The organism is Ancylobacter vacuolatus, from assembly GCF_030813595.1.
GTDB classification, from domain to species: domain Bacteria; phylum Pseudomonadota; class Alphaproteobacteria; order Rhizobiales; family Xanthobacteraceae; genus Ancylobacter; species Ancylobacter vacuolatus.
In genome coordinates, this window is sequence record NZ_JAUSUH010000003.1 from 112,059 (window position 1) to 129,841 (window position 17,783).

Sequence of the window (17,783 nt, forward strand, 5' to 3'; positions counted from 1 at the left end):
GGGCTCAGTCTCGCCTCAGCCGATCTTCTCATGCGCGTCGGCCTGGCCCATCACCCAGTAGCCGGCCGCCTTGATCCAGCCGATCGGCACGCCGCGGCTGTCGGCGAGATAGGCCCGCACCGCCCGCGCCACGCCCGCCTCGGCGGCAACCCAGACATAGGTTGCCGGCTCCAGCTTGATCGTCTCCAGCGCGGCAATGAACGGGGCGGCCTGCGTTAGCGCGGTCGCCGGGCGATGGATCCAGCGCGCATCGAGCGTCGCCGCCGTGGCGAAACGCTGCTCCTCGATGGCGCTTGTCACCGCGACAAGGCTGGTGAGGCGGGCGCCCGGGGCCGCCTCCTCGATGCGCCGGCCAATGCCGGGCAGCGCCGTCTCATCGCCGATCAGCAGCCATTGGGCCACCGTGGCGCCCTCGACCACGGCGGAGCCGCGCGGGCCGAGCACATCGAGCCGGTCGCCCGGCCGGGCCGCCATCGCCCAGAGCGTGGCGGACCCGGCCTCGTGCAGCGCGAAGTCGAGGGTGAGCTCGCGCCGCGCCGCATCGAAGCGCCGGGGCGTGTAGTCGCGCCGCTCCTCCACCCCGTCCGGCCCGGCAATGGCGACCTTCACATGGTCATCGGGCGCGGCGCTGACGAAATCGGCAAGATCATCGCCGCCAAGCACGAGGCGCAGCATGGAGGGTGTCACACGCTCGGTGGAGAGCACGGTGAGGCTGCGCCGCTTCGGCTCGAAGCGCTGGCGGTTCAGCGTGGGGGCGGCGGGGAAAACAGGGCTGGCAACGTTCATCTCGGTCCTCTCCGGCCGTGGACGTGCCGGCAGGACAAAGCCGCGCCGATCACGCCCCGAAGGCCGTTCGATCATGCGCGTTGAGTGACGTTAACGCTTACGTGCACGCGCGCGGTTCACCGACAATGCCAGGCGACACTCTCGGCATGCACCGCGCTCCGCGTGCAGTGCCCCCTTTCTAATTTCCTTCGCCGCGTCCCGCAATTGCCGTCTGCTCACGACCGCGCGCGTTTCGTACTCCATCTGTTCTAGCTCCACGCCGCGCCTTAAGATCGGGCCATGACGATTCGCCTCGCCAATGCAGATGCACGCCGCGTCTTCCTCGCCAAGCAGGGTCTCTGCCGCCCGCGCGGCGCGCTCAGCAAGGCCGGGCTGCTCGAACTCATCGAGACGATCGGCTTCGTGCAGGTGGACAGCATCGCCACGGTGGAGCGGGCACACCACCACATCCTGTTCGCCCGCAACCCGAGCTACAAGCGCGAGCACCTCACCGCCCTGCTGGAGGCGGACGGCGCGCTGTTCGAGCACTGGACGCATGACGCGGCCATCATCCCCACCGCCTTCTTCCCCCAGTGGAAGCACCGCTTCGCCCGGGCGCGGGAGACGCTGGCGGCGCGCTGGCGCTCGTGGCACGAGAACGGCTTCGAAACCTATGTCGACCATGTGCTGGAGCGGGTGCGCCGTGAGGGCCCGCTGATGGCGCGGGATTTCGAGCAGGACCCGGCCGCCGGCCCGCGCCCGCCCGGCGGCTGGTGGAACTGGCACCCGGAAAAGACCGCGCTGGAATATCACTGGCGCACCGGCGCGCTGGCCATAGCCGGGCGCGAGGGCTTCCAGAAGCGCTACGACCTCACCGAGCGCGTCATCCCCGCACCCCACCGCGTGCCCGAGATGACGGGCGAGGCCTTCATCGACTGGGCCTGCACCTCGGCGCTGGAGCGGCTCGGCTTCGCCACCTCAGGCGAGATCGCCGCCTTCTGGGACCTCGTCACGCCGGAGGAGGCGAAGGGCTGGGTCGCCGCCAATCTCGACCGCCTGGAGCCGGTGCTGATCGAGGGCGTGGCGGGCAAACCCCGCCCCTCGCACGCCTTCGCCGGCAGCGCCGCGCTGTTTGATTCCCTGCCCGCCCCGCCCGCGCGGCTGCGGGTGCTGAGCCCGTTCGACCCGCTGCTGCGCGACCGTGCCCGGGCGGAACGGCTGTTCGGTTTCAACTACCGGATCGAGGTGTTCGTGCCGGCGGAAAAGCGCGTCTATGGCTATTACGTCTTCCCGATCCTGGAAGGCGACCGGATGGTGGGGCGCATCGACATGAAGGCGGACCGCAAGGCCGGCTCGCTTGATGTGCGCCGGCTCTGGCTGGAGCCGGGTGTGCGCGCCTCTGCCGGGCGGCTCGCGGCGCTCGACGCTGAACTCGCCCGCCTCGGCCGCTTCGCCGGCGTGGAGCGCACGGTTTATCTCGACGGCTGGCGGGGGGAGTGAGGCGCGGCGGGCGCCTTCCTCATCTCCGGGCTTGATGAGACGCGCCGTCATCCTGAGGTGCGAGCGCAGCGAGCCTCGAAGGATGGTTCTGCCATACGCGCCCGCGCGGGCATCCTTCGAGGCCCGGCCTACGGCCGGGCACCTCAGGATGACGGCGTTCCGAGCCCCCCATTTGCCCCTGCCCGGCCGCTCTGCTAGCCTCGATCCGTCCGAGGGGTGTCCCGCCGGCCGCAAGGCTGAAGGGGCTGAGATGGCAGCCGCCAGACCCTTTGAACCTGATCCGGGTCATGCCGGCGAAGGGACGGAGCGACGGCGGGGCCCTGCAGGACAGGCGTCCGCGCCGGATTTCCCCCGAAAGCTCGCGCCGGGTCTCCAACTGGGAGGAGATCCATGTTCAAGAACCTTGCCGCCCGCACCGGCGCCCTGCTGCTCGCCGTCACGCTCGGCCTCGCGCCGGCAGCGGCGGCCGACAAGCTCACCGTCCTGCTGGACTGGTATGTGAACCCCGACCACGCGCCGCTCATCCTCGCGCAGGAGAAGGGCTTCTTCAAAGCCCATGACCTCGATGTCGAGCTGGTCGCCCCGGCCGACCCCTCCGCCCCGCCGCGCCTTGTCGCCGCCGGACAGGCCGATATCGCGGTCAGCTACCAGCCGAGCCTCTATCTGCAGGTGAAGGAAGGCCTGCCGCTCGCACGCTTCGGCACGCTCATCTCCACCCCGCTCACCGCGCTGGTGGTGCTGAAGGACGGGCCGATCAAGTCGCTCGCCGACCTCAAGGGCAAGACGGTCGGCTATTCCGTCGCCGGGCTGGAGGACGCACTGCTCGTCACCATGCTGGCAAGCGTCGGGCTGAAGCCCACCGACGTCACCATGATCAACGTCAATTTCGCCCTCTCCCCCGCGCTGGTCGCCGGCAAGGTCGATGCGGTGATCGGCGCCTACCGCAATTTCGAGCTCACCCAGATCCGCCTGGAGGGCAAGGAGGGCCGCGCCTTCTTCCCCGAGGAACACGGCGTGCCTGTCTTCGACGAGCTGATCTATGTCGCCCATAGGGACAAGCTCGCCGATCCCCGGCTGAAGCGCTTCCTCGCGGCGGTGGAGGACGCCACCATCTACATCCTCAACCATCCGGATGAAGCGTGGGGGCTGTTCGTCAAGGCCAACCCGAAGCTCGACGACGAGCTGAACCGCACCGCCTGGACCGACACGCTGCGCCGCTTCGCCCACGCCCCGGCGGGCTTGGACGCCGGCCGCTATGCCCGCTTCGGGGAGTTCATGAAGGGCCACGGGCTGATCGACACGGTCGAGCCGGTCTCGGTCTACGCGCCGCCCCTGCCCTAGGCGCCTGCGTCCGCCGTCACGGCCGGGCGGCGCCGGCACGCGCAGCGCCGCCCGGTCTTCCGATCCCCGCCCAGCGATGCTAACCGATGCGGGGGCAGCTGGGATGCAGAGGGGCAGGCATGAGCAATGTGCCGTATCACGCAGTGGCAATCGGGATCGGCGCCGTCGTCGGCGTTCTCGGTTCCGCCTTTCATGTCGGCGTCGAGACGCTCACCGCCGCCTGGCCGGCCTATCTCGACACTGGCCTCGGCCTTGACGGCTTCCCCCTCTATGCCGCCGCCGCGCTGGTCGCCGCCGCGATGACGGTGGCCTCGCTCTGGCTGGTGCGCCGCTTCGCCCCGGAGGCGAGCGGCTCCGGCGTGCCGGAGATCGAGGGCGCGATGGAAGGGCTGCGCGAGGTGCGCTGGCATCGCGTGCTGCCTGTGAAGTTTGTCGCCGGCATGCTCTCGCTGTCCTCCGGCATGGTGCTGGGGCGCGAGGGGCCGACCATCCATATCGGCGCGTCGGTCGCCAAGGCGGCCTCCGATCTGATGAAATGGTCGGGCGAGGACATGCGCGCCCTGCTCGCCGCCGGCGGCGCGGCCGGCCTTGCCGCCGCCTTCAACGCGCCGCTGGCCGCCGTGCTGTTCGTCATCGAGGAAACGCGCCGGCAGTTCCCCTATTCCTCGCGCTCCTATATCGCCGTGGTGCTGGCCTCGATCGCCAGCGCCATCGTCACCGAGTACCTCACCGGCAGCCGGCCCTATATGCTGCTGGAAGCCGCGACCATCCCCTATGCCTGGCTGCCGGCCTTCGTGGTGCTCGGCGCCCTTCTCGGCGTGGCCGGCTTCGTCTTCAACCGCACGCTGGTCTGGTCGCTCGACCATGTGCGCCGGCTGGGCATGCGCACCTCATTCTACATCTTCCCGACCATTGTCGGCCTCACCGTGGGCGTCTTGATGTTCGTGCGGCCGGAGGCGACGCAGGGCGGCGAATTGCTGGCGGTTCAGCTCACCCGCGAGAACCTGCCACTGGCCATGCTGGCCTTCGTGGTGCTGCTGCGCTTCGTCATGACCATGGCGAGCTATTCCACCGGGGTGGCCGGCGGCATCTTCGCGCCGATCCTGGCGCTCGCGACCACCATCGGCCTCTGCTACGGCACCACGCTGGACCTGTTCTTCACCCTGCCGGACCAGGCGCACACCACCTTCGCCATCGCCGCCATGGGCGGGCTGTTCGCCGCCACCATCGGCGCGCCGCTGGTCGGCATGGTGCTGGTGCTGGAACTCACCAGCGCCTATGCGGTGCTGGTGCCGGTGATGATCTCAGCGATCTTCGCGCACATGGTGTTCCTGGCGCTCGGCGGACGGCCGATCTACGAAATCCTGCTGGAGCGTACGCTCGCCATCGAGGCGGAGGCCCGCGCCGCCGCCTCGCGCTGAACGCCTACGCCGCCACCGGCTCCGGCCCGAGAGCGATCAGCCGCGCCGGCCCCTCGCCCTCGCGGGTCAGCACCAGCTGGCGCTCGTGCTGCTCGATCAGGGTGGAGCGGTGGCCGATGGAGAGCAGCGCGGTCTGCGGCAGCCGCGCGCGCAGCAGCAGGTAGAGCGCGCCCTCGCTCGCCTCATCAAGCGCCGAGGTGGCCTCATCCAGCAGCAGCACGTCCGGCTCGACCAGCAGCGCACGCGCCACCGCAAGCCGCTGCTGCTCGCCGCCCGACAGGATGGAGGCCCAGGGCGCGCTCTCGTCCAGCCGCGCGGCAAGAGCCGGCAGGCCGACCGCCTCCAGCGCCTCGCGCAGCCGCTCGTCGTCGTATTTTTCCAGCGGGTCGGGATAGGCCAGCGCGCCGCGCAGCGTGCCGACGGGCAGATAGGGCCGCTGCGGCAGGGTCAGCACCCGCGCGCCGGGCGCGATCGCCACCTCGCCATGGCCATGCGGCCAGATGCCGGCAATGGCGCGCAAAAGCGTGCTCTTGCCGCTGCCCGAGGGGCCGGAGAGCAGCACCCGCTCGCCGCGCGCGAGGTCCAGCGCGGCCACCTCGACAAGGGCGCGCCCGTCCGGCAGCCGCACTTCCATGGCGCTGACCGCCAGCGGCGCCGGGCCCTTTGCCGGCACGCGGTGGAAAGCGCTGCGCAGCGCCTCGGCCTGCGTCGCCTGCACCGACTTCTCGAAGCCAATGAGCCGGTCGACCACCGATTTCCACTCCGCCAGCGTCGTATAGGCGTTGATGAAGAAGGAGAACGAGCCCTGCACCTGGCCGAAGGCGGAGCCGGTCTGCATCAGCTGGCCGAACGGGATCGCACCGGTGAAATAGGCCGGCGCAACCACGACGAAGGGAAAGATGATCGAGAGCTGGCCATAGCCCGATGTGAACCAGGTCAGCCGCTTCTGAGCGATCATGATGCCCCAGTAATTGTGCACGACATAACCGAAGCGCGAGAGCAGGCGCACGCGCTCCACCGGCCCGCCCTGCATCAGCGCGATCTGCTCGCCATTCTCGCGCACCCGCACGAGGTCGACGCGGTAATTGGCCTCATAGCGCTGCTGGTCGTAGTTCAGCTTCACCAGCACCCGGCCGATCAGGTGGGCGATCAGCGTGCCCGCCGCCGCATAGGCGAACGCCGCCCAGACGAGATAGCCGGGAATGTCCCAGCTGGTGCCGAACAGGTTGAAGGCGAAATCACCCGACAGCCCCCACAGGATGACGGCGAAGGAGCCCAGCGTCATCACCGCGCTCAACAGGCCGAGGAACAGGCCAATGGTCTGGCTGACATAGGAATTGATGTCCTCGGCAATGCGCTGGTCGGGGTTGTCGGCCTCGTCGCCCTTCAGCCGCATGCGGTAATGGGTCTCGTCCGCCAGCCAGGCGGTGAGGTATTTCTCCGTCATCCAGGTGCGCCAGCGTATCTGCAGCCACTGGCGCAGATAGACTTGGTAGACCGCCACGGCGATGGCGCAGGCGGCGTAGAAGCTGAAGATCCAGAGCTGGTGGACGAAGGTGGCGTAGTCCTTCTCCTGGATCGCGTTGTAGAACACCGCGTTCCACTGGTTGATCAGCACGATCACATAGACCCAGCCCACCTCCATCGCGATGATCGCTGCCAGCAGCGCGCCGCCGCGCCATTTGTCGTCGCCACGGAAATAGGGGATCGACAGCCGCCAGACATCGGCGAGCAGGGAGGAAATGGCACGCAAGGGGGCTACTCCGGCAGAGGTCGCGATTGCCTCATCTACGCCGGGCGAAGCTGGCGGGAGGGTGGCCGCAACATTACCGTTTGGAGAGCTTGGGCGCCATTCCCCGTTACCCCCGCGCCGACTGGCAAAAGCAAAGCGCGGACGCCGGGCGCCCGCGCTTCATCACGTCGCTGGGGAAGGCGTGCCGGCGCGCCTCAGATGAACTTCTTGCGGATGCGCTGGCTCACCATGTCGAGCAGCGAGACGGTGATCACCACCATGATCAGGATCGCCGAGGCCTGCGAATAGAGAAAGCCGCGCATGGTCTCGTTGAAGGTCATGCCGATGCCGCCGCCGCCGACAATGCCGAGCACGGTGGCGGAGCGGACATTGGATTCGAAGCGGTAGAGCGCATAGGAGATCCACAGCGGCATCACCTGCGGCAGCACGCCATAGATGACCTCCTGCAGCCAGGTGCCGCCGGTGCCGCGAATGCCCTCGACCGGGGCGGGATCAATCGCCTCAACGGCCTCGGAGAACAGCTTGGCCACCACGCCTGTGGTGTGCACGAACAGCGCCAGCACGCCGGCAAAGGGACCGAGGCCGACGGCGGCGATGAAGATCAGCGCGAAGACCAGCTCGTTGATGGCGCGGCAGGCGTCCATCAGCCGGCGCACGGTGAACACCATCCAGTGCGGCGCGACATTCTCGGCCGAGAGGATGCCGAGCGGGATGCCGGCGATCACCGCCAGCACGGTGCCCCAGATGGCGATCGCCAGCGTCTCCAGCATGGCGTTGACGTAGACGTCCCAGTCGGTGAAATCGGGGCGCAGGAAGTCGGCGCCGAGTGTCGCCATGTTCCCGGAATCGCGCCAGAGCTGCGCCGGGTTCATCTCCGCCTCGTACCAGGCGGCCACCAGGATGACGACCGTGACAGCGGCCAGCACCAGCCGGAACAGCCGTGTCGTGAGCGGCGTCACCGGCGGCGCCGGCATGGTGCGCGTGGCGGTGCGGTGGGCGTCGTCGGCAGCGGCAAACATGTGGCTATCCCCGTGATCGTCGTCCAGCCTGCGTCATGGGCGGGCTCTGTCGCAGCGATCCCGGATCGGCCTTTCGGCCGTCCGGGATGACGTTTGTCGGTGGGCAGGATGCGGGACCGCGCGTGCGGTCCCGCGCGCCTCACATGCTGGGGAGCTTCTTCTGCTGGTCTTCGAGAGCGGCGAGCTTGGCGTCGATCTCCTTGACCTTCGCGGCCTTCTCGTCAGCCGAGAGCTTGTCGTCGTTCTGGACCTTGACCTTGGCCTTGAACAGTTCGAGCTGGCGGACCGGGATCAGCTGGGCGTCGGAGGAGGCGAGGAAGGGGCCCCAGCCGTCCGAGGTCTTGGCGAGAACCTCACGGGCGTGGACGATCTCTTCCGGGGTGCCGAGGCGGCCATAGCTCATGAAGAAGTAGTAGATCTTCGCCTTCAGGTCGGCCGGCAGGTCCTTGCGCCACACGATCGGGTCGCCGGCGATCAGCGGCGAGCGCCACACTTCCTTGATCTTGGCGGCTTCGGCCGGGCGGGTCGCCTGCAGGCGCGACACGTTTTCGGTGTTGTTGGTGGCGAAGTCGATCTGCTTGTTGGCGACCGCGAGCAGGTTGCCTTCATGGTTCGAGGCGACGACGCGCTTGTAGCACTTGCTCGGATCGACATTGTTCAGCGCGAACACGTAGTAGCTCGGCACCAGGAAGCCCGAGGTCGAGTTCGGATCGCCATTGCCGAAGTTATAGCCCTTCGAGCAATCGAGGATGTCCTTGAGATTGTTGATGTCGGTGCGATCGACATTGGTGACGATCAGCGAGTAGTAGCCCGAGGAACCGTCCGGCTTGGCGGTCTTGACGAACACTTCGCCATTGGCGCGGTCCACCGCTTCCATGGCCGACTTGTTGCCGTACCAGGCGATGTCGACCTTCTTGAAGCGCATGCCTTCGATCACGCCGGCATAGTCGCCGACGAAGAAGGGCTTCACCGGAACGCCGATGGCCTTTTCCATGTCCTTGATCAGGGGCTCGAAGCTCTTGGCGAGGTTGGCCGAGGACTCGGTGGAGATGAAGCCGAAGTTCAGCTCCTTGATCTCTTCGGCGCGGGCCTGAACGGCAAGGGCGGCCAGCGTGAGGCCGGCAGCGATGAGACGCTTCATGGGGGTTGCTCCTGTCAGGAAACGGTCTGGGAGGGGGCTGCGGCTTCGGCCGGGGCCGGCACCACGAACTGGCTGGGAAGGATCAGCTCCTCGGCGCTGGCGCCGTAGAGCTCGGTCAGAAAGGCGGCGTTGATCTGCGAGGCCGGGCCGTCGAACACGACGCGCCCGGCATTCATCGCCACGATGCGGTCGAAATAGGCAGTGGCGTAGTCCACCTGGTGCAGCGACACGACCAGCGCGATGCCGTAGTCGCGGCTCATCGTCACCAGCGTGTCCATCACCCGCTTGGCGCTCTTGGGGTCGAGCGAGGCGATGGGCTCGTCGGCGAGCACCAGCTTGGCGCCCTGCACCAGCGCCCGGGCGATGGCGACGCGCTGCTGCTGGCCGCCGGAAAGCTCGCGCGCCCGCTTGGCGGCGTGCTGGGCGATGCCGACCTCAGCCAGCGCCGCATAGGCGGTGCGGCGCTCATCGGCATTGAACAGGCCGAGCGTGCCGCGCAGCGCGTTCATGCGGCCAAGCGCGCCGACCAGCACATTGGTCAGCACGGAGAGCCGGCCCGACAGGGCGAATTGCTGGAACACCAGGCCGATATGGCGGCGGGCGGTCCGCACGTCGCGGGCCAGCTTGCCGCCTTCCTGCACCTTGATGCCGAAGGAATGCACGGCGCCGGAACCCGACCCGTTGCGGTCGGCCAGGATGAGGCCGGAGGCGAGGCGGATCAGCGTCGACTTGCCCGACCCCGAGGCGCCGATAAGAGCGACGCGCTCGCCGGGCTGGATGGTGAGCGAGACGTTTTCCACCGCGCGCATCTGGCCGTAGGTCTTGCTCACTCGGTCGAGTTGAAGGGCTGCCGCCATCGGTGCTCCGCCGGCCTGTTGAAGACCGGCTTGGGGTAGCCCCCCGCAGTGACGGGTGGATGAAGCCGCGATTACAGTTCCATGACACGGCCCCCGCCCTGTCGCCGCGCGGCTTTCAGGCGGTATTCAGGTGCAAGGAGCGCCCCTCTGCGGACCCTTGGAGGCCTGCCGCGCCCCGCACGGTGCCGGTGGGAAAAACCCTGCCGCTCCATCGGCTTCATTGACTTCGGCGCGGCTTCGTCAGCACACTCGCCGCGGGTTCGGGCAGGCTGAACGGGAGCGGGGGCCGCATGTATTATGCAATAGTCGCGTTGACGATGGTGGTGGCGCCGCTGCTGAGCATCGCGGCGGAGTATCCAGGGATTACCGGGCTCGGCAGCCTGATCGTCATCGCCACCAAATGGTTCGCCTTCTGGGCGGTGGGCGTGCGGCTGCTGCTGGCGGGCGTGACCCAGATCCTGCGGCCGGGCTTCACGCTCAAGGGCATATTGGGCGTCGATGAGGCCCGCGCGCATGTGGTGGTGCAGGAACTCGGCTTCGCCAATGTCTCCATCGGCCTCGCCGGCATCCTGTCGATCCTGTTCTCGATCTGGGCGCTGCCGGTGGCGTTCATCGGCGGCCTGTTCCTCGGCCTTGCCGGCGTGAACCACCTGATGCGCCCGCACCGCACCATGCGCGAGACCGTCGCCATGGTGACGGACCTCTGGGCCGCCGCCATCCTGCTCGCGGTGTTCCTGTTCAGCCTGTTCTGAGCGCAAACTGCGCGCGCAGCCAGTCGGCGGCGCGCGCAAGCCCGGCACGCCCATCGGCCAGCCGCGCGGCCCACACCATCCACGCATGGATCATCAGCGGCCACACCTCCAGCACCACCGGCACCTCGGCGGCGCCGAGCGCGCGGGCGATGCCCACCGCGTCGTCCAGCAGCCCCTCGCTGGAACCTACCTGGACCAGCGTCGGCGGCAGGCCGGCGAGGTCGGCGAAGAGCGGCGAGACCGCCGGATCGCGTGGGTCGCGGCCCGCCAGAAAGGCCTTCGCCAGCCCGACGAGATAGTCGCGGCTGATCAGCGGGTCGACGGCGGCCTTGGTGTCGAGCGTGGCGCCGCTCATCGTCAGGTCGGTCCAGGGCGAAACCAGCCAGGCGGCGGCGGGCATCTCCTCACCTGCCTCGCGCAGGGCGATCAGCGTGGCGAGCGTCAGGTTGCCGCCGGCGCTGTCACCGCCGATCGCGATGGCCTGCGCCGCATAGCCCTGTGCCCGCAGGAAACGCCAGGCGGCGAGAGCATCTTCGAGCGCGGCAGGATAGGGGTGCTCCGGCGCCAGCCGATAGCCGATGGCGAGGGTGCGGATGCCCGCCTGTTTGCCGAGGGAGCCGACCATCGCCCGGTGGCTGCGGATCGAGCCCGAACAATAGCCGCCGCCGTGGAAATACAGCAGGACGCGCGTCGCGTCGCTCCCCGGCGCTAGCGACCACTCGGCCGGCAGACCCTCAACGTCGACGGGCGTGAAAACGACGTCATCGGGCGGCGGGTCGATGGCGCAGATATCGTCCATCCGCTGCCGTCGCTCCGCCCAGCTTGCCGGGCGCGGCTGGCCGGAGAAAAGCTGCTTCAGCTCATCGATCTCGCTGGCCATTCGATCCCCCAATCGCCGATGCCGGGCGCCGCCCGCTACCTCGGCCGAAACCCGACATACCCGCCCTCGCCGTCGAACAGCACGTCGAAGCCGTTCAGCAGGTGGTAGCTGGTGTTGACGAAGGGGCGCGCCTTGTCCGACACCCGCAGATGGATGCCGGCCGGGGTCATCGGCCCGCCATCGCCGGCGCTGAAGCTGTAGAGCGGGAAGGCGCCACCCTCCGCGCCGATGCTGATCGCCACCTGCGTCCCCGGCGGCAGCGTTCCCTGCGCTCCCGGCGCCTGCGCCGCCGGCACGGTCATGAACATCACCGAGACGCCGGTATCGACCAGCACCGTGCCGCAGGAAGGCTGGGTTGAGCCGCCCAGCGCGATGCAGCCCGGCAGCGGCGCCCAGTCGGCGCCATCGGGCCGACGGTCGAGCTTCACATAGCGGAAGGCGCCGCGCGTATTGGCGGCGGTCAGGCCGATATGCACACCCTCGGGCGAGAGGATATAGCCCTGCCGGCGCGCGCCCTCGCCGCCGGCGACGTGCAGCAGCGGGTTCTTGTCCGGCGTGCTCTGGCTCTGGCTGTCGCCCTCGCGGGCAAAGCCGACGCCAACCATCGCGATGTTGCGCGGCTCCGTGGTGGGGCGGCAGGCGCGGGCCGTGTCGAGGCACTGCACCTCGGTGACCACCATGACCGGCATCGGCGCGGTGGTCACGCTCGCCCCCTCGCGGCCGGAAAGCGTGACCGGCATCACCACCCACTGCCCCAGCATCACCCGGCCGGAACTGGTGTAGGTGAGCTTGGCCGGCCCCTGCGAGGGCATCGTCTCGAAGCCGGGCACGAATTCCGCCGCCACCAATATGCCGGTCGAGCCGGAATCGAGCTCGGCGCGTAGCGCCCTGCCGCCGAAGGAGAGGCCGAGGCGCGGCACGCCGTCGATCTCGCCCGGCTCGGCATTGAGGTAGCGCAGGAACAGCCCCTCCCGGTAGGGTTCGTAATCGGGCTTTTCCTGCGCGAGCGCCGGAAGGCCGGCCCCCATCCACAGGCTGGCGCCCAGTGCCAAGCTGGCGAGAAGACCGGTCCGCATGCTCAATCCTCACATATTGGGGTAGTTCGGCCCACCGCCGCCTTCCGGCGCCACCCAGGTGATGTTGGCGTTGGGGTCCTTGATATCGCAGGTCTTGCAGTGGACGCAGTTCTGCGCGTTGATCACGAAGCGCGGCTCGCCGCCCTCCTCCACCCATTCATACACGCCCGCCGGGCAGTAGCGCGCCGAAGGCCCGGCATAGACATCGTGCTCGGAGGCTTTCTGCAGCGCCATGTCGGCGACTTTGAGGTGGATCGGCTGGTCTTCCTCATGATTGGTGTTGGACAGGAACACCGAGGACAGCCGGTCGAAGGAGACGACGCCGTCCGGCTTGGGGTAGTCGATGCGCTTTGACTGCGCCGCCGGCTTCAGTGTCGCCGAATCCGGCTTGCCGTGTCCCAGCGTGCCGAAGGGCGAGACCCCCAGCAGCGTGTTCAGCCACATGTCCAGCCCGCCCAGCGCGATGCCGATCGCGGTGCCGAGCTTCGACCACAGCGGCTTGGCGTTGCGCACCTTCCACAAATCGCGCCCGATGGCCGAGCCGCGCCAGCCGGCCTCGTAGCCGGCGAGTTCGTCGTGCTGGCGCCCCGCAGTCAGCGCCTTCGCCACCTCTTCGGCCGCGAGCATGCCGGAATGCACCGCGTTATGGCTGCCCTTGACGCGCGGCACATTGACGAAGCCGGCGGCGCAGCCGATCAGCGCCCCGCCGGGGAAGACCAGCTTGGGCACCGACTGGTAGCCGCCCTCGGTGATGGCGCGGGCGCCATAGGAAATCCGCTTGCCGCCTTCCAGCGTCTCGCGCACCAGCGGGTGCGCCTTGAAGCGCTGAAATTCCTCGAAGGGCGAGAGATAAGGGTTGGCGTAGTTGAGGTGGACCACGAAGCCCACCATCACCTGCCGGTCCTCCATATGGTAGAGGAAGGAGCCGCCGCCGGTGGCGTTGTCCAGCGGCCAGCCGAAGGAATGCTGCACCAGCCCCGGCCGGTGCTGTTCCGCCGGCACGGTCCACAGCTCCTTGAGGCCGATGCCGTATTTCTGCGGCTCGCGCCCGGCATCGAGCCGGTAATGGGCGATCAGCTGCTTGGAGAGCTGGCCGCGCGCGCCTTCCGCGAACAGCGTGTACTTCGCCCTGAGCTCCATGCCGCGGGTGAAACGGTCGGTGATGGCGCCGTCGCGCCCCACGCCCATGTCGCCGGTGGCGACGCCGGCCACCGCGCCGTCCTCATATAGAACCTCGGCGGCGGCGAAGCCGGGATAGATCTCGACGCCCAGCGCCTCCGCCTTGCCCGCCAGCCAGCGGCACACCGTGCCGAGCGAGCCGATATAGGCGCCGTGATTGCTCATCAGCGGCGGCATCAGCGCATTGGGCAGGCGCAGAGACCCTGCGGGGCCGAGGAAATAGAAACGGTCGTCGGTGACGGGGGTCTTCAGCGGCGCGTCGGCAGCGTCGCGCCAGTGCGGGAACAGCAGGTCGAGCCCGGAAGGGTCGACCACGGCGCCGGAGAGGATATGCGCCCCGACCTCCGAGCCCTTCTCGACCACCACCACCGAGAGGCTGTCGTCGATCTGCTTCAGCCGGATCGCTGCCGCCAGCCCCGCCGGACCGGCGCCGACGATCACCACGTCGAACTCCATCGCCTCGCGTTCAGGCAGTTCCGCCGGCCGTTCCGCCGCATTCATTCCGTCTCTCCGCTCCCGCAGGGTGCTGATTGGACTTCTTCCACGCTTGCCCCGACCTGACAACTCTCTCCGCGACGGATAGGATCAGCCATCCGACGGGAAGAATGCGCCTTATGAGTTCGACACTTAGCGATAGCGGGAACGGCGGCGACTGGGCGGGCGACCGCGACGCCCTTGCCGACATCCTTGCCTTCCATCTGGAGGCGGGGGTCGATGTCGCGCTGGGCGAAGAGCCGGTCGACCGCTTCGCCGAGAGCCAGGCCGCGCGCGCCGCGCCCCCTTCCCTCGCCGCCCCGGACTCACCGCGCAGAACCGCCCCCGAGGGCGCAGCGCCAGGGGCCGCCGCGCCGGCCCCGCGCCGCGCCCCGATGCCCGCCCCCGCCATCCCCGCCTCCCCGCCACCGCCTGACGTGGCGGCGCTGGAGGCGCGCGAGGCCGCCGCCTCCGCCCCGGATCTCGACGCGCTGCGGGCACTGCTGGAAAGCTTCGAGGGCTGCCCGCTCAAGCACACCGCCACCCGGCTGGTCTTCGCCGACGGCAACCCCGCCGCTCGGCTGATGCTGGTGGGCGAGGCGCCGGGACGCGACGAGGATATCGAGGGCAAGCCCTTTGTCGGCCGCTCGGGCAAGCTGCTCGACCGCATGCTGGCGGCGATCGGCATCGACCGCACGAGCGCCTACATCGCCAATGTCGTGCCCTGGCGCCCGCCGGGAAACCGCACGCCGACGCCGCAGGAAACCGCGATCTGCCTGCCCTTCATCCGCCGGCAGATCGAACTCGCCAACCCCGACCTGCTGGTCTGCCTCGGCGGCCCCTCGGCGCAGACCCTGCTCGGGCTGCGCGACGGAATCACCAAGGGACGCGGGCGCTGGGTGGAGTACGACACCGGCAGCCGAACCATCCCGGCGCTGGCCACCTTCCACCCCGCCTATCTCTTGCGCACGCCGCTTGGCAAACGCATGGCCTGGCGCGACATGCTGGCGATCGAGGCCAGGCTGGCGCAACAGCCGGGCGCGACCGGCGGGGACTAGGCCCTCTCCGCTGCCGATGGCCGGGACAATTCGACCGCATCGCGGCTGATTTGAGTCATTCCATTGACGCGCGCATGGGCTTACCCTGCGACTGTCACCCTCGCAGGCGGTGACGGCAGAGGTTGAGCGATGGAATTCGATCCCACCCTTTTGGCGCGCATCCAGTTCGCCTTCACCGTTTCCTTCCACATCATCTTTCCCAGCTTCACCATCGGCCTCGCCGCCTATATCGCGACGCTGGAGCTGCTGTGGATCGGCACCGGGCATGAGCGCTACCACCGCATTGCCCGCTTCCTGACCAAGATCTTCGCCGTGTCCTTCGCCATGGGCGTGGTCTCCGGCATCGTGCTGTCCTACCAGTTCGGCACGAATTGGAGCCATTTCTCCCGCGTCGTCGGCAATGTCATCGGCCCGCTCATCGGCTATGAGGTGCTGACCGCCTTCTTCCTGGAAGCGACCTTCCTCGGCATCATGCTGTTCGGGTGGAACCGGGTGCCGCGCGGGCTGCACGTGTTTTCCTGCGTCATGGTGGCGCTGGGCACCACGCTGTCGGCGTTCTGGATTCTCTCCGCCAATAGCTGGATGCAGACGCCGGCCGGCCACGAGATCATTGATGGCGTCGCCCATCCGGTGGACTGGCTGGCCGTCATCTTCAACCCGAGCTTCCCCTACCGCCTCGCGCATATGGTGACGGCCTGCTACCTCACCACCGCCTTCGTGGTGCTCGCGGTGGGGGCGCGCTATGTCCATTCCGGCCGCTACCCCGAGGATGGGCGCACCATGATGCGGATGGCGCTCGGCCTCATCTGCGTCTTCGCCCCGCTGCAGGCCTTTATCGGCGACGCGCATGGGCTGAACACGCTGCAGCACCAGCCGGCCAAGATCGCCGCCATCGAAGCCCACTGGGAGAACGAGCCCGGCGCCAGCGGCGTGCCGCTGGTGCTGTTCGCCATCCCCAATGACGAAACCGAGCGCAACGACTACCAGATCGCCATCCCGCATCTGGGCAGCCTCATCCTCACCCATAGCTGGACCGACACCATCCAGGGGCTGAAGGACTTCCCCCGTGCCGACCGCCCGCCGGTGGCGGTGCCGTTCTTCGCCTTCCGCGTCATGGTGGGCATTGGCGCGCTGATGATCGCCGTCGGCTGGCTCGGCGCCTTCCTGCTCTGGCGCCGTCGGCTGTTCGAGACCGACTGGTACCTCGCGCCGCTGCAGCACATCTGGCCGATCGGCTTCGTCGCCATCCTGTCCGGCTGGTTCGTCACCGAGGTCGGCCGCCAGCCCTGGGTGGCCTATGGCATCCTGCGCACGGCGGACGCGGTCTCCCCGGTCGATGGCTGGGCGGTGGCCACCACGCTGGTTCTGTTCATCTTCGTCTACGGCATCGTGTTCTCCGGCGGCATCTACTACATCAACCGGCTGATCGCGAAGGGCCCCGAAGGCGCGGCCGTCGAGCCGCCGGTGGGCGTGCCGACCCGTCCGCTCGCCTCCGCCCACAAGGCGACGCGCGCGGCCATCAACAATCCGGGGGAATGAGCATGTTCGTCGGCTCCGGCATGGAATGGTATCTGCCCGTCATCTGGTCGCTGCTGCTCGCCGTCGCCATCGCCATGTATGTGGTGCTGGATGGCTTCGACCTCGGCATGGGCATCCTCTTTCCCTTCGCCGCCAGCGAGGTGGAGAAGGACCAGATGATGAGCTCGGTCGCCCCGTTCTGGGACGGCAACGAGACCTGGCTGGTGCTGGGCGGCGGCGGCCTCTTGGTCGCCTTCCCCCTCGCCTATTCGATCGTCATGCCGGCGCTCTACCTGCCGGTCATCTTCATGCTGCTGGCATTGGTGTTCCGGGGCGTCGCCTTCGAGTTCCGCCACGTCGCCGACACCAGCCGGTTCCTGTGGAACATCGCCTTCGCCGGCGGCTCGACTCTGGCCGCCTTCTTCCAGGGCGTGCTGCTGGGCGGCTTCGTGCAGGGCATCAAGGTCGAGAACAACGCCTTCGCCGGCGGCCCGCTCGACTGGCTCACCCCCTTCGCCCTGGTCTGCGGCTTCGCCGTGGTGGCCGGCTATGCGCTGATCGGCAGCGTCTGGCTTGTCATGAAGACCGAGGGCGCCGCCGCCATCCGCTCGCGCGCGCGGGCCAAGATGCTGCTGCCGGTGGTGCTGGTGTTCATGGCCATCATCAGCCTGTGGACGCCGCTGGCCTTCCCGCGCATCGCCGAGCGCTGGTTCACCACGCCGAACCTGTTTTATCTCGCGCCGGTGCCGCTGCTCACCCTCGTGCTCGCCTATGCGGTGTGGCGCTGGCTGGAGAAGGGCCATGACAATCTGCCCTTCTTCGGCGTCATCGGGCTGTTCCTGCTCGGTTATTTCGGCATCGGGGTGTCGATCTTCCCCTATCTGGTGCCGCCGTCGCTCACCGTATGGGAAACCGCCGCCGCCCCGGCGAGCCAGGTGTTCATGCTCATCGGCACCATCTTCATGCTGCCGGTGATCCTCGGCTACATCGCCTTCGTCTACTGGCTGTTCCGCGGCAAGGTGCGCGAGGGCGAGGGCTACCACTGAGCC

The 17,783-nt window shown here is 68.5% G+C and carries 15 protein-coding genes and 1 riboswitch; of the genes, 7 read left to right on the top strand and 8 right to left on the bottom strand.

All coding sequences use genetic code 11. The annotated features are described in order from the left end of the window. Positions 1 to 15 precede the first annotated feature (15 nt). A complete protein-coding gene (locus J2S76_RS08390; RefSeq protein ID WP_307059392.1) occupies positions 16 to 786 on the bottom strand; it encodes a siderophore-interacting protein in 771 nt (256 codons plus the stop codon). Between the two features lie 279 nt (positions 787 to 1,065). Between J2S76_RS08390 and J2S76_RS08395 the strand changes: the two genes are divergently transcribed. From J2S76_RS08395 to clcA, 3 genes are all read left to right on the top strand, one after another. Further along, positions 1,066 to 2,265 carry a winged helix-turn-helix domain-containing protein gene (locus J2S76_RS08395; protein ID WP_307059394.1) on the top strand — a complete coding sequence of 400 codons (1,200 nt, stop codon included), beginning with the start codon at positions 1,066 to 1,068 and terminating at the stop codon, positions 2,263 to 2,265. A gap of 202 nt (positions 2,266 to 2,467) precedes the next feature. After that, a riboswitch (TPP riboswitch) is annotated at positions 2,468 to 2,584 on the top strand. A gap of 71 nt (positions 2,585 to 2,655) precedes the next feature. Further along, positions 2,656 to 3,606: an ABC transporter substrate-binding protein gene (locus J2S76_RS08400; RefSeq protein ID WP_307059396.1), complete on the top strand. Its 951-nt coding sequence runs from the start codon at positions 2,656 to 2,658 to the stop codon at positions 3,604 to 3,606. Positions 3,607 to 3,725: 119 nt separating this feature from the next. Next, complete coding sequence (gene clcA, locus J2S76_RS08405; protein ID WP_307059398.1) at positions 3,726 to 5,027, top strand: H(+)/Cl(-) exchange transporter ClcA; 1,302 nt, start codon at positions 3,726 to 3,728, stop codon at positions 5,025 to 5,027. A gap of 4 nt (positions 5,028 to 5,031) precedes the next feature. Here the strand turns inward: clcA and J2S76_RS08410 are convergent, their stop codons facing one another. The 4 genes from J2S76_RS08410 to phnC form a co-directional block, all read right to left on the bottom strand. Continuing rightward, positions 5,032 to 6,780, bottom strand: a complete 1,749-nt coding sequence (locus J2S76_RS08410; protein WP_307059400.1) for an ABC transporter ATP-binding protein/permease — start codon at positions 6,778 to 6,780, stop codon at positions 5,032 to 5,034. 194 nt (positions 6,781 to 6,974) lie between these two features. Then, positions 6,975 to 7,799 carry a phosphonate ABC transporter, permease protein PhnE gene (gene phnE / locus J2S76_RS08415; RefSeq protein ID WP_307059402.1) on the bottom strand — a complete coding sequence of 275 codons (825 nt, stop codon included), beginning with the start codon at positions 7,797 to 7,799 and terminating at the stop codon, positions 6,975 to 6,977. A gap of 139 nt (positions 7,800 to 7,938) precedes the next feature. Continuing rightward, positions 7,939 to 8,940, bottom strand: a complete 1,002-nt coding sequence (gene phnD, locus J2S76_RS08420; protein ID WP_307059405.1) for a phosphonate ABC transporter substrate-binding protein — start codon at positions 8,938 to 8,940, stop codon at positions 7,939 to 7,941. A 14-nt stretch (positions 8,941 to 8,954) separates the two neighbouring features. Beyond that, entirely contained in the window at positions 8,955 to 9,797 is an 843-nt protein-coding gene (gene phnC / locus J2S76_RS08425; protein WP_307059407.1) for a phosphonate ABC transporter ATP-binding protein, read from the bottom strand. A 290-nt stretch (positions 9,798 to 10,087) separates the two neighbouring features. Between phnC and J2S76_RS08430 the strand changes: the two genes are divergently transcribed. Beyond that, a complete protein-coding gene (locus J2S76_RS08430; RefSeq protein ID WP_307059409.1) occupies positions 10,088 to 10,549 on the top strand; it encodes a hypothetical protein in 462 nt (153 codons plus the stop codon). Here the strand turns inward: J2S76_RS08430 and J2S76_RS08435 are convergent. Genes J2S76_RS08435 through J2S76_RS08445 form a run of 3 tightly spaced genes read right to left on the bottom strand, consistent with a single transcriptional unit; the run spans position 10,536 to position 14,185 of the window. Further along, the gene (locus J2S76_RS08435) at positions 10,536 to 11,429 is read right to left on the bottom strand and encodes an alpha/beta hydrolase (RefSeq protein WP_307059411.1); all 894 of its coding nucleotides are present in this window, start codon (positions 11,427 to 11,429) and stop codon (positions 10,536 to 10,538) included. The two genes, J2S76_RS08430 and J2S76_RS08435, sit on opposite strands and share 14 nt — an antisense overlap. A 35-nt stretch (positions 11,430 to 11,464) precedes the next feature. Next, complete coding sequence (locus tag J2S76_RS08440; RefSeq protein WP_307059413.1) at positions 11,465 to 12,505, bottom strand: hypothetical protein; 1,041 nt, start codon at positions 12,503 to 12,505, stop codon at positions 11,465 to 11,467. Positions 12,506 to 12,514: 9 nt separating this feature from the next. Further along, positions 12,515 to 14,185, bottom strand: a complete 1,671-nt coding sequence (locus J2S76_RS08445; protein WP_307059415.1) for an electron transfer flavoprotein-ubiquinone oxidoreductase — start codon at positions 14,183 to 14,185, stop codon at positions 12,515 to 12,517. Positions 14,186 to 14,298: 113 nt separating this feature from the next. On the opposite strand from J2S76_RS08445, the gene J2S76_RS08450 reads away from it, so the two are divergent. From J2S76_RS08450 to cydB, 3 genes are all read left to right on the top strand, one after another. Continuing rightward, a complete protein-coding gene (locus tag J2S76_RS08450; RefSeq protein WP_307059418.1) occupies positions 14,299 to 15,216 on the top strand; it encodes a uracil-DNA glycosylase in 918 nt (305 codons plus the stop codon). 129 nt (positions 15,217 to 15,345) lie between these two features. Continuing rightward, positions 15,346 to 16,755, top strand: coding sequence for a cytochrome ubiquinol oxidase subunit I (locus tag J2S76_RS08455; protein ID WP_307059420.1), 1,410 nt, complete (start codon positions 15,346 to 15,348; stop codon positions 16,753 to 16,755). A 2-nt stretch (positions 16,756 to 16,757) separates the two neighbouring features. Beyond that, positions 16,758 to 17,780: a cytochrome d ubiquinol oxidase subunit II gene (gene cydB / locus J2S76_RS08460; protein ID WP_307059422.1), complete on the top strand. Its 1,023-nt coding sequence runs from the start codon at positions 16,758 to 16,760 to the stop codon at positions 17,778 to 17,780. Positions 17,781 to 17,783 lie beyond the last annotated feature (3 nt).

Excerpts from the sequence above, each read along its gene's own strand:
- J2S76_RS08390 (WP_307059392.1), bottom strand. The coding sequence starts at position 786 with ATGAACGTTGCCAGCCCTGTTTTCCCCGCCGCCCCCACGCTGAACCGC.
- J2S76_RS08395 (WP_307059394.1), top strand. The coding sequence starts at position 1,066 with ATGACGATTCGCCTCGCCAATGCAGATGCACGCCGCGTCTTCCTCGCC.
- J2S76_RS08400 (WP_307059396.1), top strand. The coding sequence starts at position 2,656 with ATGTTCAAGAACCTTGCCGCCCGCACCGGCGCCCTGCTGCTCGCCGTC.
- clcA (WP_307059398.1), top strand. The coding sequence starts at position 3,726 with ATGAGCAATGTGCCGTATCACGCAGTGGCAATCGGGATCGGCGCCGTC.
- phnE (WP_307059402.1), bottom strand. The coding sequence starts at position 7,799 with ATGTTTGCCGCTGCCGACGACGCCCACCGCACCGCCACGCGCACCATG.
- phnD (WP_307059405.1), bottom strand. The coding sequence starts at position 8,940 with ATGAAGCGTCTCATCGCTGCCGGCCTCACGCTGGCCGCCCTTGCCGTT.
- phnC (WP_307059407.1), bottom strand. The coding sequence starts at position 9,797 with ATGGCGGCAGCCCTTCAACTCGACCGAGTGAGCAAGACCTACGGCCAG.
- J2S76_RS08430 (WP_307059409.1), top strand. The coding sequence starts at position 10,088 with ATGTATTATGCAATAGTCGCGTTGACGATGGTGGTGGCGCCGCTGCTG.
- J2S76_RS08435 (WP_307059411.1), bottom strand. The coding sequence starts at position 11,429 with ATGGCCAGCGAGATCGATGAGCTGAAGCAGCTTTTCTCCGGCCAGCCG.
- J2S76_RS08440 (WP_307059413.1), bottom strand. The coding sequence starts at position 12,505 with ATGCGGACCGGTCTTCTCGCCAGCTTGGCACTGGGCGCCAGCCTGTGG.
- J2S76_RS08445 (WP_307059415.1), bottom strand. The coding sequence starts at position 14,185 with ATGAATGCGGCGGAACGGCCGGCGGAACTGCCTGAACGCGAGGCGATG.
- J2S76_RS08450 (WP_307059418.1), top strand. The coding sequence starts at position 14,299 with ATGAGTTCGACACTTAGCGATAGCGGGAACGGCGGCGACTGGGCGGGC.
- J2S76_RS08455 (WP_307059420.1), top strand. The coding sequence starts at position 15,346 with ATGGAATTCGATCCCACCCTTTTGGCGCGCATCCAGTTCGCCTTCACC.
- cydB (WP_307059422.1), top strand. The coding sequence starts at position 16,758 with ATGTTCGTCGGCTCCGGCATGGAATGGTATCTGCCCGTCATCTGGTCG.